Here is a 22,548-nt window from a genome sequence, read left to right as displayed (position 1 = left end):
CCCGAAGGGACCTATCCGATGAAATTTCTCGACCTCGCCAAAGTCTATATCCGTTCCGGCGGCGGCGGTGCCGGTTGTGTCTCCTTCCGGCGCGAAAAATTCATCGAATTCGGCGGTCCCGATGGCGGGGATGGTGGTAAGGGCGGCTCGGTCTATGTCGAGGCGGTTGAGGGGCTGAACACGCTCATCGATTTCCGCTACCAGCAGCACTTCTTCGCGAAAACCGGTCAGCACGGCATGGGCAGCCAGCGCACCGGCAAGGATGGCGACGATATCGTACTGAAGGTTCCGGTGGGCACCGAGATCATCGAGGAAGACGAGGAAACCGTCATCGCCGATCTGACCGAGGTCGGGCAGCGCATCCTGCTGGCCAAAGGCGGGAATGGCGGCTGGGGCAACCTGCGCTTCAAATCCTCCACCAACCGCTCGCCCTCCAAGGCCAATCCCGGTCAGGAAGGCGTCGAGCGCACCATCTGGCTGCGCCTGAAGCTGATCGCGGATGCGGGGCTTCTGGGCATGCCCAATGCGGGCAAATCGACCTTCCTCGCGACGGTCTCCAATGCCCGCCCGAAAATCGCGGATTACCCGTTCACGACGCTCGTGCCTAACCTCGGCGTTGTGGGTGTGGATGGGCGCGAATTCGTCATGGCCGATATTCCGGGTCTGATCGAGGGCGCCTCCGAGGGCCGTGGGCTGGGCGACCAGTTCTTGGGCCATGTCGAGCGCTGCTCGGTGCTGCTGCATCTGGTCGATGGCACCTCCGAGACGGTGGCCGAGGATTGGGAGACCATCGTGGGCGAACTGGAAGCCTATTCCGAGGCGCTCTTCGACAAGCCCCGCGTGACCGTTCTCAACAAGATCGACGCGCTGGATGAGGATACCTTGGCCGAACGCAAGGCCGAGCTGGAAGAGGCCGTGGGCGGCAAGGTCTATCTGATGTCGAGCGTCGCGCAACAGAATGTTCAGGGGGTGCTGCGCGCGCTCTGGGCGCAGATTGTGGAAGACCGCGGCGGCAATGGCGAGGATGAGGGCGGATCGTGGCAACCCTAACTGCGGGCATCACGGCAGGGCAGGCACCGCGCCTGTCGCAAGCCAAACGGGTAGTGATCAAGATCGGATCGGCCCTTCTGGTCGATCAGGCCGGGCTCAGGACTGCCTGGCTACAGGCGCTGGCCGAGGATGTGGCGTGGCTCAGAGGGCAGGGGACCGATGTGGTGCTGGTGTCTTCGGGCTCCATCGCGCTTGGACGCCGGATCCTGAAGCTTGCCTCGGGCGATCTCGCGCTGGAGCAGTCGCAGGCAGCCGCAGCCGTAGGCCAGATCCGGCTGGCACAGGGCTATCAGGAGATGCTGGCGCCGCATGGGGTGACCACCGCGCAGGTGCTGATGACGCTCGATGACACGGCCAATCGCCGTCGCTATCTGAACTCGCGCGCGACGCTCGAAACCCTTTTGGGGCTCGGTGTCGTGCCGATCGTCAACGAGAACGACACCGTGGCCACCGACGAGATCCGCTTCGGCGATAACGACCGTCTGGCCGCCTCGATCGCGGTGACCATCGGGGCCGATCAGCTGGTGCTCCTGTCGGATGTGGACGGGCTCTATTCGGCCAATCCGAAAACCGACCCCTCGGCGCAGCATTTCCCGATCGTGCCGCATATCACCCCCGAGATCGAGGCGATGGCGGGCGATCCGATCTCCGGCGTCTCCAAGGGGGGCATGAAGACCAAGCTGCTGGCGGCCAAGGTGGCGGTGGCAGGCGGTTGCGCGATGGCGATTGCCGATGGGTTCGTGCAGCACCCGCTCAAGGCGCTCGAAGAGGGCGCGCGCACCAGTTGGTTCCTGCCCGAGGGCGACCCGAGAACCGCGCGCAAACGCTGGATTTCGGGGATGAAACCACAGGGCCAGATCCATGTGGACCAGGGCGCGGTGCAGGCGCTTGCACGGGGCAAATCGCTTCTGCCGGCCGGTGTGATCCGCGTGTCGGGGCAGTTCGGTCGTGGCGAGCCGGTGACGGTGATCGCGCCTGACGGGCAGATCGTGGCCAAGGGTCTGACCCGCTATACGTCCGAAGAGGCGCGCGCGATTGCGGGCCACCAGTCGCAGGAGATCGCCGAGATCCTGACCTATCCGGGACGGGCGGCGCTGATCCATCGTGATGACATGGTCTCGCTGACCTGAACCGGATCAACGGATTGAAAAGGCGCGTGGAGCGATCCGCGCGCCTTTTGTCATGTCAGGCCCAGAACATCAGCCAGACGGCCAGCGCCACGGCGCAGGTGGCGGTATAGAGGCCGTTCCAGCGCCAGCTGACCGTAGCCGGGGTTACATCTCCGAGCCGCGCCACCAGCATGACCGAGGCGGTAAACGGCGAGGTTACCCCCGACAGCGCCCAGCCCGCGGTGATCGAGAGCACGATGGCGGTGGGCGAGATGCCCAGCTCTGCTGCACTCGGCAACAGCGGCCCGAACAGCGAGACAAAGAGGATCGGGTTCATCCCCAGCTGCCCGCCCAGCGGGATCAGCAGGATCGGCAGGATCAGGAGGAGCCAGACCGGCAGCGCCGCCAGATCAAGGCCGCTGGCCGCGACGATCGGTGCCAGCATGGTGCCTGCGGTCGAGCCGATGAAGCCGGCCATCGACAAAAGCACGATCTCGTTGCGGAAGGACGGCAGCTCGATAAAGCCGAATTCGCAGGCATGGAGCGCAAAATGGTGGCCGCGCTCCTTGGGGGGCGCACCCACCAGCAGCCAGCCTGCCGAAAGAAGCGGGATGATCAGCAGCACCGACATTGCCGCCGAAAGCCCCGCCACCAGATCGAGCACGATCACCGGAATGGCGATCAGGATGATCAGCCACAGGACAGGCAGGAGGTCGCGGGCAGTGGTGGGCAGAGTGGCCGAAAGAGGCGTGGCGTGATGGCCTGCGGGAATGGTGGGTTTGAAGATCTGGTCCATCGTCCAGCCCACCCCGATCAGGATCGCGGAGGAGACCAGTGCGGGTAGGATGATATGGTTGATCTCGGCGCCATCGACGATGGAGGTGGAGATGACCATGGCAAAGCCGAGTGGCGACCAGCACAGGCTCGCGGCAAAACCACGATGGACAGCCTGCAGCATACGGCGGATGCGGATCTTGCGGATTTCGGGGTCGGGCTCGCGGTCCGAGGAGGCCCGTGACATCCCGCCCAGAACCGAGATCGCGCCGTAATTCAGCATCGGTGCAAAGGCCTGCACCCCGAGCGTGAGCGCGCTATAGCGCCGTCCGGGGGGCTGGCTGGCCAGAAAAACCGCAGCGCGGGTGATCTTGTCGGAAATGCCCGCGACGTGGCGCAGCGTGGCCAATGCGCAGAAAAAGGCAACGATGAAGCTGGCCCGCGCAAGCCCCTCGGAAATTACGGTCCAAGGCGCGCTGTAGAATACGAAGGCATAGACCACCAGTGCGAAGGCCACCACCACGAAGACACGGCGCGATCCCTTTACGCTCGGCACCAGCGCCAGCACCGAGAGCACGGTCAGCACTTTGGCGGCAGGCCCGGCAAAGAAAAACACGTCCCAATTCGACAGAATGGTGAAGACGATGATCAGCCCGAGCATGACCCCTATGGTTTTGTCCAACAGCTTTGTGGCTTTGAGCTGTTCGAGGCTGGTGGCCATGATCGGGGTCCTTATGGAAAAGAGGCTAATCTTGAAAGCGGTCAGGCGTTAAGGGTGATCCAGACGGGCACATGGTCCGAGGGCTTATCGCGGCCGCGGATCTCGCGGTCGATCTGGCAATCGGTCATCAGATCGGCGGCCTGCGGGCTGAGCAGCAGATGGTCGATGCGGATGCCGTTATTGCGCGCCCATGCGCCTGCCTGATAATCCCAGAAAGAATAATGACCGGGGCCGAAGGTGCGGGCACGGAAGGCTTCGGTGAAGCCGAGGTTCAGGATGCGGCGGAAGGCGGCGCGGCTTTCGGGGAGAGCGAGGGCATCCTTCTGCCAGCTCTCGGGCTTGGCGGCATCCTCGTCTTGCGGGATAATATTGTAATCCCCTGCAAGAACCAGCGGCTCTTCCAGCGCCAGAAGTTCGGTGGCGCGGGCGTGCATACGCTCCATCCAGCCGAGTTTATAGCCGTATTTTCCCTCCGCAATCGGCGTGCCATCGGCATCGAATTCGACGGGATTTCCATTGGGCAGGTAGAGCCCGCAAACGCGCACCGCGCGATCCCCGATCACGGTGGCCTCGATCCAGCGGGCCTGTTCGTCGCTCTCATCTCCGGGCAGACCGCGGATGATGTCTTCGAGCGGAAGTTTCGACAGGATCGCCACACCGTTGAAGCTTTTCTGGCCATGGGTTTCGACACGGTAACCCAGATCTTCGATGATCTCGCGGGGGAAAGCCTCATCGACGGATTTGATTTCCTGTAGAAGGGCCACATCGGGATCGGCTTCCTTGAGCCAGTCGACCAGCGCATTGATACGCGCCTTGATACCGTTGATGTTGAATGTCGCGATCTTCATGCGGCTCTCCCGTTCTTTTCCCCGTGATAGGCAAGAGGCGCTGACGTAACAACCATGAACCGTGCTGAGAAACAGGATTTCCTGCTGAATTGATCTCAGCAGATTGGCTTAGAGATCGAGGACAAGCCTCTGGCCTTTGTAATGGCCACGGATCAGTTTGATGCCGCGTTTGTGACGGGCGAACTGATCGAGCCAGTCGCGATAGCGGTCATTGGTGATGACAGGCGCGCCGAGGCGGGTGGCATGGCGCAGGATCTCGGGATCGGCGGGGGCGCCACGATCGACAACCTGTATCTGGTCGGGCTCGAGGCCCAGCAGCGGCGCAAGTTCGGCCTCCGACATATAGTGATCGGAGATCTTGTAGCCGATATTCGCGTCGAAAATCACGAGAGGCGTGTAATGGGCAGCCTTGGCACGGGCAATGACGCGCTGGAGGGGCAGGAGCTCGGGCAGGTTCCTGCGCCAGTGGATGACGTTCGATCCGTCGATGACGACGGGTTTGCGTCTGCGAACGGGGGGCTTGACCGGACGGGGCCTTGCCGCACGTCTAGGTCGCGAGAACGCGCCCCGGAAAAAATCGCGCGCAGAGATCCCGCGCAGGGCGAGGATCAGGGCGGCAATCGCGGCAAAAACAAGAACAAGCGCAAGGTCGGGCTGGTTCAGGGTAAAGGCTGTAATTGCGCCAATCACCGACCCGACAAGAAGAATAAACGGTATCCGCATGGGCGGCCTTCAAAAAGAGCGGACCTCCGGAATACTGGAGGCCCCCTTGTTATCACATCGAGAAGGAGATCCCGCAGCCGCAGGATGACACCGCATTGGGGTTGTTGACCACGAAGCGCGCGCCGATCAGCTCGTCAGTGAAATCGATCACCGCGTTTTCCAGAAACGGCAGCGAGACAGGGTCGATCAGGACCTTCTGGCCTGCACCCTGCAGGATCAGGTCGTCCTCTGCGGATTGCTCCTCGAGTTTGATGTCATACTGGAAGCCCGAACAGCCGCCGCCCTCGACGGCCACGCGCAGCGCGCGCGGTGTATCGGCATCTTCGTTGATCTCGGCGAGCCGCGCGAAGGCGCGCTCGGTCACTTTTGGCGGAATCTGCAGCATTTTCACACGCTTTCTGCCCCGATGGGCCTGTTCTTCCCTAGTTCTTCCCTAGGGTGGGGGATATAGGTAGTCTCATATGCCGCGACAAGAAGAGGTTGCCGTGCTCAAGCCTTATGCCTGTCACCCCGAAAAGACTCGGGGCCGACTTATTCCGGAAAGTTATTCCACGTTCCGCACCGCGTTTCAACGGGACCGCGACCGGATCATCCATTCCTCGGCCTTCCGACGGCTCAAACACAAGACGCAGGTGTTTGTCGAACATGAGGGCGATTACTACCGCACGCGCCTGACCCATACGATCGAGGTGGCGCAGGTGGCGCGCACGATTGCCAACCATCTGGGGCTCAATACCGATCTGGCGGAGACCGTGGCGCTGGCGCATGATCTGGGCCATCCGCCCTTCGGCCATACCGGCGAGGATGCGCTGCACGAGCTGATGGCGCCCTATGGCGGCTTTGACCATAACGCGCAGGCCCTGCGTATCGTGACCAAGCTGGAACGCCACTATGCCGAGTTCGACGGGCTGAACCTGACATGGGAAGCCCTTGAGGGCATTGCCAAACATAATGGTCCGGTGATTTCCGACAAAGGCGGAAGCCACACCGTCGCACGCCGCGAGGATCTGCCTTACGCCTTGGCCGAGGTGGATGCGATGTGGGATATGGAACTGGCGTCCAATGCCAGCGCCGAGGCGCAGGTGGCGGCGGTGGCCGATGATTGCGCCTATAACCACCATGATCTGCATGACGGGTTGCGCGCGGGGCTCTTCACCGAGGATGATCTGTGCGAGCTGCCGGTCATTGGCGAGTGTTTCGAGGCGGTCGACAAGCTCTATCCGGGGCTCGACCGTTCGCGCCGCCAGCATGAGGCGTTGCGACGCGTCTTCGGCGTGATGGTCGAGGATGTGATCGCGGTGGCGCAGAACCGGCTGGAATCGCTGCGCCCCGAGACGGTCGATGACATCCGCTCGATGGACGGGCCGATCATCCGCTTCTCGAAGCCGCTCTACCAGAATCTCAAGGCGATCAAGCGCTTCCTGTTCACCCGTATGTATCGCGCGCCCTCGGTGATCGTGGAGCGCAAGCGCGTGACCACGATGGTTAACGGGCTCTTCCCCTATTTCATGGAGAATCCTCAGCATCTGCCTTCCGATTGGCAGGGCGATGTGGGCAAGGCCTTGGCCTCGGGTGGTGATGCCGAGATCCTGCTGGCGCGGGTGGTGCTCGATTATGTGGCAGGCATGACCGACCGTTTCGCCATTCAGGAATACCACCGGCTGATCGATCCGGATCTGTGAGCCGGGTCCGGGAGAGCTGACGGAAAAGGGGGGCGCAGGCCCCCCTTTTTATTGGTGCCCGAGGGCCGGCGGCAGGGCTAGCCAGCCACCACCGTGAAGGGCGGATCGCAGGGGACCTCCTCCAGATTGGCGCCCGCGCCGATACGGTCGACCACGGCAAAGAGGCCTGGCCCGTCGAGCGGCGTCAGCACGCCATGCCATGTGCCACGATGGAAGTTGATCGCCTGTGCGCCATCCGACAGGAAGGCACGCGGTGCGCCCGGTGTGCCGCCCGCATCAGGGGCCACGATAATCAGGAACGGGTGTTCCGACATCGGAATGAAACACTGGCTGCCATCGGGATGACGTTCCAGCAGGTCGCAGTGATAGGGCAGGGCGCGGATCTCGGCTTTGAAGATCGACACACCCGCGCGGCCCTCGAAGAAACTCAGATTGGCGCGGTCGTGATAGCGTCCGCATTTGCCCGCATTGATGATCTTGTCGGGCGCGCCGGTGGCCTCGAGCACATCGCCGAAGGGCGCGAAGGCCTCGGCGGTCAGCGGTTCGGTCCGGATCATCGGCCCAGCATCCCGCGCAGGGGCATATGGCGGTTTACGTCCTTATAAAGCAGGTAACGGAACGGTCCGGTGCCGCCCGCATAGCAGGCCTGCGGGCAGAAGGCGCGCAGCCACATGAAATCGCCGCCCTCGACCTCGACCCAGTCCTTGTTGAGTAGATAGACCCCGCGCCCGTGCAGCACATAGAGCCCGTGTTCCATCACATGGGTCTCTGCGAAGGGGATCGTGGCGCCGGGCTGGATGGTGACGATATTCACATGCATGTCGTGGCGCATGTCATCGGGCTCGACAAAGCGGGTGGTGGCCCATTTGCCCTCGGTGCCCTCCATCGGGCGGGCGGCGGTTACCTGATCGGAGGTGACGAAGCTTTCGGGTTTCTCGATGCCCTCGGCAGGCTCCCAGATCTTGCGGATCCACATCAGCGAGACGGGCGCATCGGAAGTATTGGCCAGTGACCAGTCCTCGCCCGGTGCGAGGAAGGCATAGCCGCCATCGCTCATCTGGTGTGTCTCGCCCTTGAGGGTCAGCTCCAGTGCGCCCTTGAGCACGAAGATCACCCCTTCGGCCTGCGCGTCAGGCTCGGGCTTTTTCGCGCCGCCGCCCGGGGCGATCTCGACGCTGATCTGGGCGAAGGTCTCGGCAAAGCCCGACATCGGGCGCGCCAGCACCCATGCGCGGGATTTCTCCCATCCCGGCAGGTAGGAGGTGGTGATATCCGACAGCGTATGGGCGGGCAGGAAGGCGTAGGCCTCGGTGAATACGGCACGATCGACGGTGCGCGAATTCTGGTCGCGCAGGCCGCCCGGTGGGGCGTAGTAAAGAGAACTCATCAGATATCCATATCATTCAGACGGTGACGCGCGATCCGTTCGACCTGCTGGCAGGCGGCCTTGAATTCGGTATCGGCGTCATGGGTGAGGCGGGTGCGGAAGGCCTCGAGGATCGAGGCCTTGTCATGGTCGCGCACGGCGATGATGAAGGGGAAGCCGAATTTCTCGACATAGGCGGCGTTGAGCTCCTCGAAGAGGCTGCGCTCGTCATCGGTGAGCGCGTCAAGCCCTGCGCTCGCCTGTTCGGAGGTGCTCTCGGCGGTCAGGCGCTTGGCTTGGGCCAGCTTGCCCGCGAGATCGGGGTGGGCCCGCAGCACGGCCAGCTGTGCCTCATGGCCCGCGCTGCGGAAGATCCGCGAGAGCGCATTGGCGACGCCTGCGGCACAATCGTGGGCGGGGCCCAGCTCCAGCTCCCATGCGCGCGAGGCAATCCATTCGGAATGCTCGAAAATATGGGCGAAGGTCTTGGCAAAGGTCTGTTGGTCCATCTCGCTCGGGCGCGGTTTATGGACTGGCGGATGCGCCTCGGCCCAATGGGCTGCGATCTGGCCACGGGTGGCAAACCAGACACCCTCATGGGCGCGTGCATAATCGAGAAAGCGCCTGAGTCCCGCGATTTTGCCCGGACGCCCGATCAGGCGGTTATGCAGGCCGATCGAGAACATCTTGGCCTGCCCTGCCACGCCTTCGGCATAAAGCGTGTCGAAGCTGTCCTTGAGATAGCGGAAGAACTGTTCGCCCTCGATGTAGCCGGGCGCCGTGGCAAAGCGCATGTCATTGGCTTCGAGCGTGTAGGGGATCACCAGTTGATCACGCCCATCGAGCGTCAGCCAATAGGGCAGATCGTCATCATAGGTGTCCGAGATCCAGTCGAACGCGTGGGTTTTTGCAGTAAGCGCCACGGTATTGGCAGAGCAGCGGCCCGTATACCAGCCCTTGGGCGGGGTGCCCACGACCTCGGTATGCAGGCGGATCGCCTCGGCAATCTGGCGCGTCTCCTCCTCGGCGGGCATATCCTTGTGTTCGACCCATTTGAGCCCGTGACTGGCGATCTCCCATCCGGCCTCTCTCATGGCATCGACCTGTTCGGGGCTGCGTGCCAGCGCTGTGGCGACGCCGTAGATGGTGACCGGAAGGTTCATACGGGTGAACAGGCGGTGCAGCCGCCAGAAGCCCGCGCGTGCGCCATATTCGTAGATCGATTCCATATTCCAGTGCCGCTGGCCGGGCCATTGGGCCGCACCTGCGATGTCGGAAAGGAAGGCCTCGGAGGCGGCATCACCATGCAGGATGCTGTTCTCGCCACCTTCCTCGTAGTTCAGGACCAGCGATATCGCGATCTTCGCGCCGCCGGGCCAGGCGGCATCGGGGGCGTTGCGGCCATAGCCACGCATGTTTCTGGGATATCGGGTCATTTCGCTCTCCTGTCTTGGGGTGATCAAACGTCCAAATGCGCGGGGTTTCAAGAGCCCGCTTACGGAAACGGGCGCGACAAAGCGGCAGAGAACGGGTTGCACCTTCCCCGCGCCCGCGCCAAGCTGTGACAAAACGAGGAGGCTCCCGATGAGCGGCTATCTGACCACACATGTTCTGGACACCGCGCGGGGATGTCCGGCGGCAGGCCTGCAGGTGACGCTTTACCGGCTGAAGGGCGAGGCCCGTGAAAAGCTTGCCGTGATGCGCACCAATTCCGACGGACGAACGGATCAGCCGATTCTTCCAGCGGAGGGTTTCGAGGTGGGAACCTATGAACTGCTGTTCGAGGCGGGCGAGTATCTGCGCGAGAGCGGACAAGGCGGGCCCGAGCCGCTCTTTCTCGATCAGGTGCCGATCCGGTTCGGTATCAGCGATGCGCAGGCGCATTACCATGTGCCGCTGCTGCTTTCGGCCTTCGGTATGTCGACCTATCGAGGCAGTTGAGGCGATGACCGAAATTTATACGGTGACAGATGAAAATTTTGACGCCTTCGATGCGGAACGGTCCAAAGCGGTTTGGGCTGAGCTTGCAGTCACAGGAAAAATCGAGAGGTTTTAATACGAAAGCGTTGAGCAAACCGTGAACGTCCCTTGCGAAGGGCGGTGCGCGATCATAAGACTCAAGTAACGATTTTGGCGTTAGACATGTCTGACTAATGACAGGGAAGGGCAGATTTCCATGAAAGACCCGATGGATACCTACATGAACACGCTCGTGCCGATGGTGGTCGAACAGACCTCGCGCGGTGAGCGTTCCTACGACATTTATTCGCGCCTGCTGAAAGAGCGCATCATTTTCCTGTCCGGCCCCGTGCATGATGGCATGTCGACGCTGATCTGCGCGCAGCTTCTGTTCCTCGAGGCCGAGAATCCGTCGAAAGAGATTTCGATGTATATCAACAGCCCCGGCGGTGTGGTGACGGCAGGTCTGTCGATTTATGACACCATGCAATACATCAAGCCGAAGGTGTCGACGCTGGTCATCGGTCAGGCAGCCTCGATGGGCTCGCTTCTGCTGACCGCAGGCGAAAAAGACATGCGTTTCTCGCTGCCTAACTCGCGTGTCATGGTCCACCAGCCGTCTGGCGGGTATCAGGGTCAGGCGACCGATATCATGATCCACGCACAGGAGACGGCAAAACTGAAACGCCGCCTCAACGAGATCTATGTCAAGCATACCGGCAATGACTACGAGACCGTTGAAGCCGCACTCGAGCGCGATAACTTCATGTCGGCAGAGCAGGCCAAAGACTGGGGTCTGATCGACGATATTCTCGAAAATCGCGGGAAATCTGAAGAGAAGAAGTGACCCTCCCTTAACCGGGAGAGGTAATTTGACATTGGCATGACGGTCGGGCTGCCCTAGACTTTGGCAGCGGGTGGCCCGCCGCCCAGAAGGTCCGGACCCGCCCGGCCGTTACTGCAGAGGGATATCATGGCGAACACTACAGGCTCCGACAGCAAGAACACCCTTTACTGTTCCTTCTGCGGCAAAAGCCAGCACGAGGTCCGAAAGCTGATTGCCGGGCCGACTGTATTCATCTGCGATGAATGCGTTGAACTTTGCATGGACATCATCCGCGAGGAAACGAAATCGGCAGGGCTGAAATCCTCCGAAGGCGTGCCGACCCCGCGGGATATCTGCAACGTGCTGGATGATTATGTGATCGGTCAGGAGAAGGCCAAGCGCGTTCTCTCGGTCGCGGTGCATAACCATTACAAACGTCTCAATCACGGTACGAAACAGGATATCGAGCTTGCGAAGTCGAACATCCTGCTGATCGGCCCGACCGGCTGCGGTAAAACGCTTCTGGCCCAGACACTGGCGCGCATTCTCGATGTGCCCTTCACGATGGCCGACGCGACCACGCTGACCGAAGCGGGCTATGTGGGCGAGGATGTCGAGAATATCATCCTGAAGCTTCTGCAGGCGTCGGAATATAACGTCGAGCGCGCGCAGCGCGGCATTGTTTATATCGACGAGGTCGACAAAATCACGCGCAAGTCTGACAACCCCTCGATCACCCGCGACGTGTCGGGCGAGGGCGTGCAGCAGGCGCTTCTGAAGATCATGGAAGGCACCGTGGCCAGCGTTCCGCCGCAAGGGGGCCGCAAACATCCGCAGCAGGAATTCCTGCAGGTGGATACCACGAATATCCTCTTCATCTGCGGCGGTGCCTTCGCGGGGCTCGACCGGATCATCGCACAGCGCGGCAAGGGTTCGGCCATGGGCTTCGGCGCCGATGTGAAGAACAATGATGACCGCGGTGTGGGCGAGCTGTTCAGCGAACTCGAGCCGGAAGATCTGCTGAAATTCGGGTTGATCCCCGAATTCGTGGGGCGTCTGCCGGTCATCGCGACGCTGACCGATCTGGATGAAGAGGCGCTTGTCATCATCCTGACCCAACCGAAGAACGCGTTGGTCAAGCAATACCAGCGTCTGTTCGAGATCGAGGGCGTGGATCTTACCTTCACCGAGGATGCGCTGTCGGCGATTGCCAAACGTGCGATCGAGCGGAAAACCGGTGCGCGTGGTTTGCGCTCGATCCTCGAGGATATCCTTCTGGATACGATGTTCGAACTGCCGGGCATGGACAGCGTCAACGAGGTGGTGGTCAATGAAGAGGCTGTCACCCAGACCAGCGCCAAGCCGCTGCTGATCTATGCGGATGCCAAGAAAGAAGGCAGTTCTGCCAGCTGAGATCATACGCCGCTCCAAGGGATTGGGGCGGCGTTTTTGTGACCGGCTTCCGGTTGCTTGAGGATATCTGCGCACTGGACGTTATCCCGCGCTGCGATATAAGGGGCTTCGGGAAAGCCTGCGGAGGAACAAGATGAAAACCCTGCTTCAAATTCTGACTTGGTGGAATGGCCAGACGCTTAACACGCGGATCTGGTCGTCGCGCAATGGCAAGAAAGTCGGCGAGGACGAGCAAGGCAACATCTTCTACCAGACCAAGGACGGCAAGCGTCGCTGGGTGATCTATAATGGCGAGAGCCAGGCAAGCCGCGTGTCGCCAGACTGGCATGGCTGGCTGCACCATACCTTCGCCGAGCCGCCGACCGAGCGCCCTATGGTCCATAAGACATGGGAAAAGCCGCATGAGGAAAACCTCACCGGCACGCCCGCAGCCTATGCGCCGGCGGGATCGCTGCGCCGCGTAATGCCGGTCGAGCGCCGTGATTACGAAGCCTGGCAGCCCGAGTAAAAGAATGCGTATTCTGACGTCTCTTTGTGTGGCCGTTCTCGGCCTTTCTCCTTTTGCTGCCATGGCACAGGAGACCGGCGTGATGACGGGGTTGGCCGATGCGTCGGGCGCGCAACTGCGCGGGCTCGACAAGATCAATGGCATCGCCTCCGATATTGCCCTGAAAACGGGGCAATCGGTGACCTATGGCACGTTGGAAGTGACGCTGGACCAGTGCCGCTATCCGTCCGACGACCCCAGCTCCAACGCTTTCGCCCATCTGACCATCCATGACAGCCAGACCGACAAGACAGCCTTTTCCGGCTGGATGATCGCGTCGAGCCCTGCGCTCTCGGCGCTGGATAACCAGCGTTACGACGTCTGGGTCATCCGCTGCACCAACTCCTGAGCTGATGGGAGATGGCGGCGCGCGAAGTCGCCCTTGACCTCCAGAGCCTGTTCCAGCTGTGCACGATACTGCGCGCGGGGGATCTCGATCCCGCCGAGGCTGGCGAGGTGCGGTGTCAGATACTGCGTATCAAATAGCGTGAAGCCGCAGGTTTTGAGCCTGTCCACCACATAGGTAATCGCGATTTTCGACGCATTCTTGCGCCGCGAGAACATCGATTCGCCAAAGAATGCGCCGCCAAGGGTCACCCCAAAAAGCCCGCCTACAAGCGCATCGCCGTCCCAGACCTCCATCGAATGGGCAAACCCATGCATGTGGAGCTGGTCATAAAGCGAGAAGAGCGCCTCATTGATCCATGTCTCGTCGCGCGCGGCGCAGCCCTCGACCGTGGCGCGGAACGCGTGATTGACGCGGATCCGATAGGGCATGCGCCGGATCTCGCGGGCCAGCGAGCGCGATAGGTGGAAACCCTCAAGGGGGATCACTCCGCGCAGCTTCGGCTCGAACCAGTAGAGGCGTGGGTCGTCGCGGCTTTCGGCCATGGGGAAAATGCCATTGGCATAGCCTGCAAGCAGGAGCTCTGCGGTCAGCGATTCTGCCATTTTATTGCCTGCATTATCGTTTTAGGGTCGTGCTATTGTGAGGATGGACCGAATTGAGAGCGAGCGCAAATAATGGGTTTTTTTGACTTTCTGCCGGAGATCGACCGGTATTCCGAAGATCCGGGAACGGTGGCGCGGATGAATGCCCACCATCGCATGGTCATCAAGCCGCTCGAGGCCGAGATTGCGGGTAAGCGTGTGCTGGATCTGGCCGCGCATGATGGCCGCTGGGCCTATGCCTTTGCGGCGGCGGGGGCGGAGGAGGTGGTGGGGATCGAAGGCCGCCAGCCATTGATCGACCGCTTTGCCGAGTTTCCGCGCGAGCATCTGAAGAAAAAGGTCACGCTCAAATGCGGCGATATTTTTGCGGGTATGCAGGCCGAGATCGATGCGGGCCAGCGCTATGATGTCGTGGGTGTGTTGGGCATTCTCTATCATGTCATGGACCATATGCGGCTCTTCGATCTGGTGCGTCAGCTGGGGCCGAAGCTGGTGGTGGTCGATAGCGAGTTTCTTGACCGACCGGGTGCCGTGATCGCGCTGCAGCGCGAGCGGACGCATAAGGACCTGAATGCGATTGCCCAGTTCGCGGGGCAGGAGGTGACGGCGATCGGGATCCCCTCGCGCAAGGCAATGGACCTGATCGCCGAGGTGCAGGGCTTCGATATCGAATGGGTCGATTGGGCGGAACTGCCTGAAGGCCAGCGCGATTTTGTGGGGGATTACTACCGTGCAGGCGAGAAACGGCGCTATACCTGCCTGCTGCGCCCGAAGGATCTGTAGCGCCGCAAACCAAACGGAAAGGCCGCCCTGAACGGGCGGCCTTGTTGCTATTCTGGCGCCTGTGGCACCGTCCGGACAGGACGCGAAACCGTTACTCGTATTTCGCTTTCAGCCATTTCTCGAGCCAGTGGATCGAGTAATTTCCGGACTGGATATCGGGCTCCTGCAGAAGCGCATCAAATAGCGGGATCGTGGTGTCGATCCCGTCGATGATCATCTCGCCAAGCGCGCGGTGGAGGCGGGCAAGCGCTTCCTGACGGTTGGCACCATGCACGATCAGCTTGCCGATCAGGCTGTCGTAATAGGGGGGGATCTTGTAGCCCGCATAGAGCGCGCTATCGACCCGCACACCCAGACCGCCCGGTGCGTGGAAGGCCGTGACCTTACCGGGGCAGGGCGCGAAGTTCGGGATGCGCTCGGCATTGATCCGGACTTCGATAGCATGGCCGTTGATCTTGAGGTCGTCCTGCGTGAACTCCATGCCGAGACCTGCCGCCACACGGATCTGCTGGCGTACAAGATCGACGCCGAAGATCGCTTCGGTGACGGGATGTTCGACCTGCAGGCGGGTGTTCATCTCGATGAAGTAGAACTCGCCATCCTCGTAGAGGAACTCGATCGTGCCGGCGCCGGCATAGCCCAGCTCGCCGATCGCGTCGGCGCAGATCTTGCCGATACGCGCGCGTTCCTCGGGGGTGATGCAGGGGCCGGGGGCTTCTTCGAGCACCTTCTGGTGGCGGCGCTGCAGCGAGCAATCACGCTCGCCGAGATGGACGCCACGGCCCTTGCCATCACCGAAGACCTGGATCTCGATATGGCGCGGCTTCTGGAGGTATTTCTCGATATAGACCTCGTCATTGCCGAAGGCGGCCTTGGCTTCCGAACGCGCGGTGCGGAAGGCTACTTCGAGATCCTCGAGCGAGGTCGCGACCTTCATGCCGCGCCCGCCGCCGCCTGCGGTGGCCTTGATGATAACGGGGAAGCCCATACCCTCGGCGACCTCACGCGCGGTCTCGATATCGGGCACACCACCGGCAGAGCCCGGAACGACCGGAATGCCCAGACGTTTTGCGGTTTCCTTGGCGGTGATCTTGTCGCCCATCATGCGGATATGTTCCGCCGAGGGGCCGATGAAGGTGATGCCGTGATCTTCGAGCGCCTGCACGAAGGCGGCGTTTTCGGACAGGAAGCCATAGCCCGGGTGGATCGCCTGCGCGCCGGTGACCTCGCAGGCCGCGATGATCTGGCTGACTTTCAGGTAGCTCTCGGAGGACGAGTTCGGACCGATACAGACCGACTCGTCCGCCATGCGGACATGCATGGCATCGGCATCGGCGGTCGAGTGGACAGCGACCGAGGCGATGCCCATTTCGCGGCAGGCGCGGATCACGCGCAGCGCGATCTCCCCCCGGTTCGCGATAAGGATCTTGTCAAACATTGGCTCTGCCTTATTCGATGATCATCAGGGGCGAGCCGAACTCGACGGGCGATGCGTCATCGATGAGGATGCGCTTCACGGTGCCCGATTTCGGCGCCGGAATGTGGTTCATGGTTTTCATCGCTTCGATGATCAGCACGGTCTGGCCTTCCTTGACCTGCGCGCCGACGGTCACGAAGGCGGCAGCCCCCGGCTCGGGCGACAGATAGGCGGTGCCGACCATGGGCGAGGTCACCGCACCCGGATGGGCGCTGAGATCTTCGGCGGCGGGAGCGGCAGCAGCAGGGGCGGCAGCGGGAGCTGCGGCAGGTGCGGGCGTCGCAACAGGTGCCGCAGCTGCGACCTGGGTCACAACAGTCGACTGTTTCGAGACGCGCACCTTCAGGCTGTCATCCTCGCCATATTCGCGGGTGACGGAGATCTCTGCCAGATCATTCGTATTCAGAAGCTCGGCTAGCGCCTGGATGAAGGCGACGTCGGTTTCACGGATATTGTTGCTCATGAGGTCCTCGAAAGGTGCGTGTTATAGCCTGTGTGGAATGCCAATGATCCTTTGTCCACAGGCGTTCTGGGGGGCTTATACGCCAAGCATGGCGCGGTGAAAAGCGCCAAGAGCCATCTCGGCGCTGCTGAAAATCACGGCAGTGAGAGGGTCATCGACCAGTTCTTTGGCAATGATCGAAATTTTTGCCGCATTTGTTATTTTACCATTTGATAAAAAATAAAAGGTGCGCAAGCTGGGAAAAAGTTGCAAGCAGGGAGGGCATCATGTCCAACAGCCAGCTCACAGCCGGAATAGTGGCGGGGCGGACCGACGCGGAGGCTCTGGCCTCGAATTTCAGCGATCTCCATCCGCCTCTGGATAACCACGAGGCGCGGGTGGCCGCGGACCGGTGCTATTTCTGCCATGACGCGCCCTGCGTCACGGCCTGCCCGACCTCCATCGATATTCCGCTGTTCATCCGGCAGATCTCGACCGGCACGCCCGAGGCTGCCGCAAGGACCATCTTTGACAGTAATATTCTGGGGGGCATGTGCGCGCGCGTCTGTCCGACGGAAAACCTTTGTGAAGGTTCCTGTGTGCGCGAGACGGCCGAAGGCAAGCCGGTGGAGATCGGCCTGCTGCAGCGCCATGCGACCGATACGCTGATGGCAAAACAGAGCCATCCCTATACCCGCGCGGCGCTGACGGGGCGCTCGGTGGCCGTGGTTGGCGCAGGGCCTGCGGGCCTGTCGGCGGCGCACCGTCTGGCTTTGAAAGGCCATGAGGTCACCATCTATGATGCCCGCCGCAAGCCCGGTGGTCTGAACGAATATGGGATCGCCTCCTATAAGGCGCCCGATGATTTCGCGCAAAAAGAGGTGGCGTGGCTGATGCAGATCGGTGGCATCACGATGGTCGAGAACTGGATGCTTGGCCGGAAGGGGGACGGCGATCTGGCCGAGCTGCTGGCCGAGTATGATGCGGTCTTCCTTGGTATGGGGTTGTCGGGGGTGAATGCGCTGCGCCTCGAGGGCGAGGAGAAGGACGGCATCCTTCCGGCGACGGATTTCATCGCCGATCTGCGTCAGGCCTCCGATCTGGCCGCGTTGCCGATCGGGCGCGATGTGGTGGTGATCGGGGGCGGCATGACGGCGGTGGATGCGGCGGTGCAGGCCAAACTTCTCGGCGCGCTCAACGTCACTATCGTCTATCGCCGCTCGCGCGCCGAGATGCCGGCATCAAGCTTCGAGCAGGATCTGGCGCTGTCCAAGGGCGTGCGGATCATCGAACATGCGGCGCCTGCGGGGATCATCGGGAATGGTGCGGTCCGCGAGATCGAGTTTGCCTATACCAAAGCTGGTCCAAACGGGCTGGAGATGACCGACGAGACCTTCCGTCTGAAGGCGGACCAGTGCTTCAAGGCCATCGGTCAGACGCTGGGTGACACGCCCGAGGAGATCAAGATCGCGGGTGGCAAGATCATCACCGACGGGATCGGGCGCACCAGCATGGCCCGCGTCTGGGCGGGGGGAGATTGCACCCATGCCGGCGAAGATCTGACCGTGACGGCGGTCGCGCAGGGGCGCGATGCGGCTGAAGATATCCACTCTTTCCTGATGGAGGGCTGAGACATGGCCGATCTGTCGAGCAATTTCCTCGGTATCAAATCTCCCAATCCGTTCTGGCTGGCCTCCGCGCCGCCGACCGATAAGGAATATAACGTCCGCCGCGCCTATGAGGCCGGTTGGGGTGGGGTGGTCTGGAAGACCCTCGGGATGGAAGGCCCGCCGGTCGTCAATGTCTCGGGGCCGCGTTATGGCGTGGTCTATGGGGCCGACCGCCGCGTGTTGGGGATCAACAATATCGAGCTGATCACCGACCGCGACCTGCAGACCAATCTCGACGAGATGACCCGCGTCAAGAAGGACTATCCCGACCGCGCGCTGATCGCCTCGATCATGGTGCCTTGCGAGGAGGAGGCATGGAAGGCGATCCTGCCGCGCGTCATGGAAACCGGCGCCGACGGGATCGAGCTGAATTTCGGCTGCCCGCATGGCATGGCCGAGCGCGGCATGGGCTCTGCGGTGGGGCAGGTGCCGGAATATATCGAGATGGTCACCCGCTGGTGCAAACAGTATTACGATAAGCCGGTGATCGTGAAGCTGACGCCCAATATCACCGATATCCGCAAGCCCGCCGAGGCCGCCAAGCGCGGTGGCGCCGATGCGGTGAGCCTGATCAACACGATCAACTCCATCACCAGCGTGGATCTGGACAGTTTCGCGCCGCAGCCGACGATTGATGGCAAGGGGTCGCATGGCGGCTATTGCGGCCCTGCGGTGAAGCCTATTGCGCTGAATATGGTGGCCGAGATCGCCCGCTCGCCCGAAACCGCAGGTCTGCCCATCTCGGGGATCGGTGGTGTGACGACGTGGCGCGATGCCGCCGAGTTCATGGCGCTCGGGGCGGGTAATGTGCAGGTCTGCACGGCGGCCATGACCTACGGGTTCAAGGTGGTGCAGGAGATGATCTCGGGTCTGTCGCAATATATGGACGAGAAGGGCTTCACCTCGATCGACGAGCTGGTGGGCCGCGCGGTGCCCAATACCACCGACTGGCAGTATCTCAACCTCAACTATGTGACCAAGGCCGAGATCAATCAGGATGACTGTATCAAATGCGGGCGTTGCTATGCGGTCTGCGAGGATACCAGCCATCAGGCCATCGCCGTCAGCGAAGATCGTGTCTATTCGGTGAAGGATGAGGAATGCGTGGCGTGCAATCTGTGTGTCGATGTTTGCCCGGTGGAGTGCATCACAATGCGCGAGCTGGAACTGGGCGAGATGGATCCGCGCACGGGGCGCGAGGTCGCGCCCTATGCGAACTGGACGACCCATCCCAATAATCCGGCCTCGCAGGCAGCGGAATGAACGAAAGGGCCGGAGCGATCCGGCCCTTTTCCATTGTAGGGATATCGTGTCACAGGGTGGAGGGGCTCAGTGCTTGTTCTTGTTGGAGATATCGGCATCGGGCTCGGTCACGCCGATCCCCGTATCGGGATTGATGGCGTTGAGCGGACCTTCTTGCACGGGCTGCGTGACGGAAGGGGTAATGGCCTTGGTATCGGTCATCATCGGCAGTTCCGAGCCCAGCAGCTCGGCCCCGTCATCGGGATTGGCGAGCGCTGCGTCGACATTGGTGCCATCGGGCATCTGCTCGGTGGTGCCCTCGACATCCGCGCCCTTGGCGCCTTTCTCGGAGCAGACATACATCGTGCCGCCCACGGCCACCGCCGTCACGGCCACGGCGGCAAGGCCGACCGGAGAAGCCGCCGCAACGGCCGCCACGCCCGCATCCTTCAGCCGCCCCTTCAGCTTGTCGCCCGTGGTCTTGACCACGATGGAGCCGATCTTGTCGCCTGCGACATTACCTGCAACATCTTTGGCAAAACCGTTGGTATTCTCGGTCATCTGCTTGGCGGCATCGCCAGAGCCGTTGACCCTCTCGCAGAAGCTACGCGAGGGTTGCTCGCAATGGCCGAACCCGTCACGCGCGCCCTGCGCATAGCCAATATAGGTATCGGCATCCTTGTCCCATTGCAGGCAGAACGGCGCGCGGCCCGTATCGTCCAGTTCGGGCGTCATTGCACGCAGGGTCACGATGCCGGGGCAGGTGACCTTGCCGCGCGAGCCGAAGATCTTCTCGCGCAGGCTGAGGCTTTCTTCCACGCGCGGGTTGCTGTCGTCATAGGCGAACTGGCTCGTCTTGCCGCGGATCGAGGTTTCGCAGCTCTGCAAGGCCGCATGGGCGGGCAGGGGCAGAACTGTTGCAGGGAAGGCTGCCACCAATGCACCGGTCAGCAGGTAGGGCAGGGAGCGTGATCTCATCATATGCACCGAAAAAGAATTGCGCCAAGCATCATATCAGCCTCTTTGTGCTCCAGCCAATGACAGTTTCGCGCGGAGGGGCATTTCCGGTGTCATGTAAGGGCATTTTTCGAGATGGAAACTTGATGAAATCTGTATTGCTGGCTATGCCGGAAGGGAAGCCCGGAGGAAATGAGTGACCGATAAGAATTTGTCTGCCGCCAAGCAAAGCAAGACCACCGGAGCAAAAGGGCCTGTCTCGACGGCGGTGCAGGCTGCTGCGGGCAAAAGCAGTGGAAAACCCCTGACCCGTATCCAGAAACGCAATCGCCAGACAATTCTCGAGGCGGCGCTGGAGGTATTTTCGGCACATGGATTCCGTGGCGCGACGCTGGACCAGATCGCCACCGAGGCGGGGCTGTCGAAGCCAAATCTTCTATATTACTACCCTTCGAAAGAGGCGATCCATGTGGAGCTTCTGTCGGGGCTCCTGGATCTGTGGCTGGCGCCGCTGAACGAGATGACAGCCGAAGGTGATCCGAAGACCGAAATCATGACCTATATGCGCCGCAAGCTGGAAATGTCGCGCGAAATGCCGCGCGAATCACGGCTGTTCGCCAATGAGGTTCTGCAAGGCGCGCCACGTTTCCACGAGGGGCTGGCAGGACAGCTTAAGACTTTGGTGGATGAGAAGGCAGGTATCATTCAAACATGGATCGATCAGGGAAAGCTCGCCCGCCTTGATCCGCATCATCTGATATTCTCCATCTGGTCACTGACGCAGCATTATGCGGATTTCGATGTGCAGGTTCGCACCGTTCTGGGGCAGGAGCGCGATCCTTTCGCCGAGGCGGAGGTATTTCTGGAGTTCCTATTCAACCGGTTGCTTTCGGTTGATCCCTGCAAGGACGCTCGGGACGATTCACTATAACCCCGTCTTTCTGCAACACTTAAGGTTTCGGTAACAACTCCGAGTCACGCTTTGAACGTGGGGGCTCTTGGGAAAGGGCCATGGTGATGGATCGCATATCGGGTTTTCTGCCCCCGGTTGGTTGGTCGCCGCTATTGATGTCGTCTCTGCCGAAAGTCGCTCCTGCGACGACGGTCGAAGCCATGGTTGGGGCGTCATCAACCAATAGCGGGCAAGGGGCAAATGTAGACACGCAATCGGGTCAATCCGGTTCTGGCAGGGCCGAGGCTCTGGCAAAGACCGTTGCGGCGCGCGACACGCTCTCCGATAGCCTGTCGGAAGAAGACGTCGAGACGAATGTGGCGGATAACGAGATCCTGTCCCTGCCTGCGGGGCCTAGCCCCGCCTTTCGCGTGTCCCTGCTCGAGCAGCAGGCGGCACGGGTGCGGGCGAGCACCTTCCCGAGTCAGTCCTCTGCCGAGATGGAAACTGGATTTGGTGCCGCCTATTCCAGTTTAACCCATGAACTCTTCCAGACAGAGACGGGCTGGTCCGTGTCTGTAGACCCTTCCGTGGACGTGGTTTCGGGGCCCGCAGATAGGGTAGGCGGCGCGTCGCCTCATGCAGCCGAGAGAGCTACGGCGATGACCGTGTTGGATGTAACCCGCTAGGGCGCGACTGCGGAACTATCGTGGCTTCCCGCGCTGGGCGGTGCCAGGCCCGAATGATGACGCATGGTCCGCATAAACCTGTTTCTGCGCCGCAAGAATATCTCTTACGCCGGGAGCTGCCTTTGGCAGGCTTCCGCATTGGTGCGTGAGGACGTCCGATCCGGCTTGTCTGCAAACGGAGACAGAGCTAGGCGGGCACATCATGGCCCGACTCGTCCATAGCGCATCGCTCTGCACTTTTTGCGTCTGGCGCAGACCGGCATTGCAGCCACGGACTGGCCCTGCGGTCTAGCGTCTAGCATCGGGATATCGCTGGAGGTGGGTGCCAAAAAAATAGGCGTCTTTTCGCAGTTTTTTCGTTCATCCCGAGACAGATCCGGCAAAGCCTTGACCCGTTTCGGGCAGGGGTGCTCAATAAAGTTGACCA

At 61.4% G+C, this 22,548-nt stretch carries 25 protein-coding genes; 13 read left to right on the top strand and 12 right to left on the bottom strand.

Features of this window, described 5'->3' with window-relative positions; genetic code table 11:
* Positions 1–18: 18 nt before the first annotated feature.
* Both obgE and proB read left to right on the top strand, forming a co-directional pair.
* On the top strand, positions 19–1,050 hold the full coding sequence (obgE, locus tag VSX56_RS01570) for a GTPase ObgE (RefSeq protein ID WP_350934349.1): 1,032 nt from the start codon (positions 19–21) through the stop codon (positions 1,048–1,050).
* A 32-nt stretch (positions 1,051–1,082) separates the two neighbouring features.
* The gene (gene proB, locus VSX56_RS01565) at positions 1,083–2,180 is read left to right on the top strand and encodes a glutamate 5-kinase (RefSeq protein ID WP_339114491.1); all 1,098 of its coding nucleotides are present in this window, start codon (positions 1,083–1,085) and stop codon (positions 2,178–2,180) included.
* A gap of 55 nt (positions 2,181–2,235) precedes the next feature.
* Here proB and VSX56_RS01560 read toward each other — a convergent pair whose 3' ends face one another.
* From VSX56_RS01560 to VSX56_RS01545, 4 genes are all read right to left on the bottom strand, one after another.
* Positions 2,236–3,654 (bottom strand): hypothetical protein, encoded by a 1,419-nt coding sequence (locus VSX56_RS01560; RefSeq protein ID WP_350934347.1) that lies wholly within the window; start codon positions 3,652–3,654, stop codon positions 2,236–2,238.
* 41 nt (positions 3,655–3,695) lie between these two features.
* Positions 3,696–4,502 carry an exodeoxyribonuclease III gene (gene xth, locus VSX56_RS01555; RefSeq protein WP_339112222.1) on the bottom strand — a complete coding sequence of 269 codons (807 nt, stop codon included), beginning with the start codon at positions 4,500–4,502 and terminating at the stop codon, positions 3,696–3,698.
* Between the two features lie 108 nt (positions 4,503–4,610).
* The gene (locus tag VSX56_RS01550; RefSeq protein ID WP_350934345.1) at positions 4,611–5,225 is read right to left on the bottom strand and encodes an NYN domain-containing protein; all 615 of its coding nucleotides are present in this window, start codon (positions 5,223–5,225) and stop codon (positions 4,611–4,613) included.
* 52 nt (positions 5,226–5,277) lie between these two features.
* A complete protein-coding gene (locus VSX56_RS01545) occupies positions 5,278–5,610 on the bottom strand; it encodes a HesB/IscA family protein (RefSeq protein WP_339112224.1) in 333 nt (110 codons plus the stop codon).
* 100 nt (positions 5,611–5,710) lie between these two features.
* Between VSX56_RS01545 and VSX56_RS01540 the strand changes: the two genes are divergently transcribed.
* Complete coding sequence (locus VSX56_RS01540) at positions 5,711–6,907, top strand: deoxyguanosinetriphosphate triphosphohydrolase (RefSeq protein ID WP_350934647.1); 1,197 nt, start codon at positions 5,711–5,713, stop codon at positions 6,905–6,907.
* Between the two features lie 77 nt (positions 6,908–6,984).
* Here the strand turns inward: VSX56_RS01540 and VSX56_RS01535 are convergent, their stop codons facing one another.
* From VSX56_RS01535 to puuE, 3 genes are read right to left on the bottom strand one after another with little or no spacing between them, the layout of a single operon-like run.
* Positions 6,985–7,464, bottom strand: a complete 480-nt coding sequence (locus VSX56_RS01535) for an ureidoglycolate lyase (RefSeq protein ID WP_350934342.1) — start codon at positions 7,462–7,464, stop codon at positions 6,985–6,987.
* Positions 7,461–8,294: a bifunctional allantoicase/(S)-ureidoglycine aminohydrolase gene (locus VSX56_RS01530; protein WP_350934340.1), complete on the bottom strand. Its 834-nt coding sequence runs from the start codon at positions 8,292–8,294 to the stop codon at positions 7,461–7,463. Before VSX56_RS01530 ends, VSX56_RS01535 begins: the two co-directional genes overlap by 4 nt.
* Positions 8,294–9,709 carry an allantoinase PuuE gene (gene puuE / locus VSX56_RS01525; protein ID WP_350934338.1) on the bottom strand — a complete coding sequence of 472 codons (1,416 nt, stop codon included), beginning with the start codon at positions 9,707–9,709 and terminating at the stop codon, positions 8,294–8,296. The genes VSX56_RS01530 and puuE overlap by 1 nt, the downstream gene beginning before the upstream one ends.
* Positions 9,710–9,857: 148 nt before the next feature.
* Here puuE and uraH point away from each other — a divergent pair, with 148 nt between their 5' ends.
* From uraH to VSX56_RS01500, 5 genes are all read left to right on the top strand, one after another.
* On the top strand, positions 9,858–10,214 hold the full coding sequence (gene uraH / locus VSX56_RS01520) for a hydroxyisourate hydrolase (protein ID WP_339112228.1): 357 nt from the start codon (positions 9,858–9,860) through the stop codon (positions 10,212–10,214).
* A 235-nt stretch (positions 10,215–10,449) separates the two neighbouring features.
* Positions 10,450–11,079, top strand: coding sequence for an ATP-dependent Clp protease proteolytic subunit (locus VSX56_RS01515; protein ID WP_339112229.1), 630 nt, complete (start codon positions 10,450–10,452; stop codon positions 11,077–11,079).
* 126 nt (positions 11,080–11,205) lie between these two features.
* Positions 11,206–12,471, top strand: coding sequence for an ATP-dependent Clp protease ATP-binding subunit ClpX (clpX, locus tag VSX56_RS01510; RefSeq protein WP_350934334.1), 1,266 nt, complete (start codon positions 11,206–11,208; stop codon positions 12,469–12,471).
* A 133-nt stretch (positions 12,472–12,604) separates the two neighbouring features.
* Entirely contained in the window at positions 12,605–12,979 is a 375-nt protein-coding gene (locus VSX56_RS01505; RefSeq protein WP_339112231.1) for an NADH:ubiquinone oxidoreductase subunit NDUFA12, read from the top strand.
* A 4-nt stretch (positions 12,980–12,983) separates the two neighbouring features.
* The gene (locus VSX56_RS01500; RefSeq protein WP_350934331.1) at positions 12,984–13,367 is read left to right on the top strand and encodes a DUF2155 domain-containing protein; all 384 of its coding nucleotides are present in this window, start codon (positions 12,984–12,986) and stop codon (positions 13,365–13,367) included.
* On the opposite strand, the gene aat is transcribed toward VSX56_RS01500, so the two are convergent.
* Positions 13,331–13,969, bottom strand: coding sequence for a leucyl/phenylalanyl-tRNA--protein transferase (gene aat / locus VSX56_RS01495; RefSeq protein ID WP_339112233.1), 639 nt, complete (start codon positions 13,967–13,969; stop codon positions 13,331–13,333). The two genes, VSX56_RS01500 and aat, sit on opposite strands and share 37 nt — an antisense overlap.
* A gap of 72 nt (positions 13,970–14,041) precedes the next feature.
* On the opposite strand from aat, the gene VSX56_RS01490 reads away from it, so the two are divergent.
* Positions 14,042–14,752, top strand: coding sequence for a class I SAM-dependent methyltransferase (locus VSX56_RS01490; protein ID WP_350934328.1), 711 nt, complete (start codon positions 14,042–14,044; stop codon positions 14,750–14,752).
* A gap of 91 nt (positions 14,753–14,843) precedes the next feature.
* Here the strand turns inward: VSX56_RS01490 and accC are convergent, their stop codons facing one another.
* The 3 genes from accC to VSX56_RS01475 form a co-directional block, all read right to left on the bottom strand.
* A complete protein-coding gene (gene accC, locus VSX56_RS01485; protein ID WP_350934326.1) occupies positions 14,844–16,190 on the bottom strand; it encodes an acetyl-CoA carboxylase biotin carboxylase subunit in 1,347 nt (448 codons plus the stop codon).
* Between the two features lie 10 nt (positions 16,191–16,200).
* Entirely contained in the window at positions 16,201–16,692 is a 492-nt protein-coding gene (gene accB / locus VSX56_RS01480) for an acetyl-CoA carboxylase biotin carboxyl carrier protein (protein WP_339112236.1), read from the bottom strand.
* 75 nt (positions 16,693–16,767) lie between these two features.
* Positions 16,768–16,944, bottom strand: a complete 177-nt coding sequence (locus VSX56_RS01475; RefSeq protein WP_339112237.1) for a hypothetical protein — start codon at positions 16,942–16,944, stop codon at positions 16,768–16,770.
* Positions 16,945–16,958: 14 nt separating this feature from the next.
* Between VSX56_RS01475 and VSX56_RS01470 the strand changes: the two genes are divergently transcribed.
* Complete coding sequence (locus VSX56_RS01470) at positions 16,959–18,302, top strand: NAD(P)-dependent oxidoreductase (protein WP_350934323.1); 1,344 nt, start codon at positions 16,959–16,961, stop codon at positions 18,300–18,302.
* Between the two features lie 3 nt (positions 18,303–18,305).
* Positions 18,306–19,604: an NAD-dependent dihydropyrimidine dehydrogenase subunit PreA gene (gene preA, locus VSX56_RS01465; protein ID WP_339112239.1), complete on the top strand. Its 1,299-nt coding sequence runs from the start codon at positions 18,306–18,308 to the stop codon at positions 19,602–19,604.
* A gap of 66 nt (positions 19,605–19,670) precedes the next feature.
* On the opposite strand, the gene VSX56_RS01460 is transcribed toward preA, so the two are convergent.
* Entirely contained in the window at positions 19,671–20,561 is an 891-nt protein-coding gene (locus VSX56_RS01460) for a hypothetical protein (protein WP_350934320.1), read from the bottom strand.
* 283 nt (positions 20,562–20,844) lie between these two features.
* Here VSX56_RS01460 and VSX56_RS01455 point away from each other — a divergent pair, with 283 nt between their 5' ends.
* Positions 20,845–21,471 carry a TetR family transcriptional regulator C-terminal domain-containing protein gene (locus VSX56_RS01455; RefSeq protein WP_339114493.1) on the top strand — a complete coding sequence of 209 codons (627 nt, stop codon included), beginning with the start codon at positions 20,845–20,847 and terminating at the stop codon, positions 21,469–21,471.
* A gap of 137 nt (positions 21,472–21,608) precedes the next feature.
* Positions 21,609–22,121 (top strand): hypothetical protein, encoded by a 513-nt coding sequence (locus VSX56_RS01450; protein WP_350934318.1) that lies wholly within the window; start codon positions 21,609–21,611, stop codon positions 22,119–22,121.
* Positions 22,122–22,548 lie beyond the last annotated feature (427 nt).

Source organism: Thioclava kandeliae (assembly GCF_040297545.1).
Classification (GTDB): Bacteria; Pseudomonadota; Alphaproteobacteria; order Rhodobacterales; family Rhodobacteraceae; genus Thioclava; species Thioclava kandeliae.
The sequence above is the reverse complement of the archived record's forward strand: the minus strand, read 5'-3'. Positions and strand labels throughout refer to the sequence as shown.

Coding starts and splice junctions, on each gene's coding strand:
- obgE (WP_350934349.1), top strand. CDS start 19: ATGAAATTTCTCGACCTCGCCAAAGTCTATATCCGTTCCGGCGGCGGC.
- VSX56_RS01560 (WP_350934347.1), bottom strand. CDS start 3,654: ATGGCCACCAGCCTCGAACAGCTCAAAGCCACAAAGCTGTTGGACAAA.
- xth (WP_339112222.1), bottom strand. CDS start 4,502: ATGAAGATCGCGACATTCAACATCAACGGTATCAAGGCGCGTATCAAT.
- VSX56_RS01550 (WP_350934345.1), bottom strand. CDS start 5,225: ATGCGGATACCGTTTATTCTTCTTGTCGGGTCGGTGATTGGCGCAATT.
- VSX56_RS01545 (WP_339112224.1), bottom strand. CDS start 5,610: ATGCTGCAGATTCCGCCAAAAGTGACCGAGCGCGCCTTCGCGCGGCTC.
- VSX56_RS01535 (WP_350934342.1), bottom strand. CDS start 7,464: ATGATCCGGACCGAACCGCTGACCGCCGAGGCCTTCGCGCCCTTCGGC.
- VSX56_RS01530 (WP_350934340.1), bottom strand. CDS start 8,294: ATGAGTTCTCTTTACTACGCCCCACCGGGCGGCCTGCGCGACCAGAAT.
- puuE (WP_350934338.1), bottom strand. CDS start 9,709: ATGACCCGATATCCCAGAAACATGCGTGGCTATGGCCGCAACGCCCCC.
- uraH (WP_339112228.1), top strand. CDS start 9,858: ATGAGCGGCTATCTGACCACACATGTTCTGGACACCGCGCGGGGATGT.
- VSX56_RS01515 (WP_339112229.1), top strand. CDS start 10,450: ATGAAAGACCCGATGGATACCTACATGAACACGCTCGTGCCGATGGTG.
- clpX (WP_350934334.1), top strand. CDS start 11,206: ATGGCGAACACTACAGGCTCCGACAGCAAGAACACCCTTTACTGTTCC.
- VSX56_RS01505 (WP_339112231.1), top strand. CDS start 12,605: ATGAAAACCCTGCTTCAAATTCTGACTTGGTGGAATGGCCAGACGCTT.
- VSX56_RS01500 (WP_350934331.1), top strand. CDS start 12,984: ATGCGTATTCTGACGTCTCTTTGTGTGGCCGTTCTCGGCCTTTCTCCT.
- aat (WP_339112233.1), bottom strand. CDS start 13,969: ATGGCAGAATCGCTGACCGCAGAGCTCCTGCTTGCAGGCTATGCCAAT.
- VSX56_RS01490 (WP_350934328.1), top strand. CDS start 14,042: ATGGGTTTTTTTGACTTTCTGCCGGAGATCGACCGGTATTCCGAAGAT.
- accC (WP_350934326.1), bottom strand. CDS start 16,190: ATGTTTGACAAGATCCTTATCGCGAACCGGGGGGAGATCGCGCTGCGC.
- accB (WP_339112236.1), bottom strand. CDS start 16,692: ATGAGCAACAATATCCGTGAAACCGACGTCGCCTTCATCCAGGCGCTA.
- VSX56_RS01470 (WP_350934323.1), top strand. CDS start 16,959: ATGTCCAACAGCCAGCTCACAGCCGGAATAGTGGCGGGGCGGACCGAC.
- preA (WP_339112239.1), top strand. CDS start 18,306: ATGGCCGATCTGTCGAGCAATTTCCTCGGTATCAAATCTCCCAATCCG.
- VSX56_RS01460 (WP_350934320.1), bottom strand. CDS start 20,561: ATGAGATCACGCTCCCTGCCCTACCTGCTGACCGGTGCATTGGTGGCA.
- VSX56_RS01450 (WP_350934318.1), top strand. CDS start 21,609: ATGTCGTCTCTGCCGAAAGTCGCTCCTGCGACGACGGTCGAAGCCATG.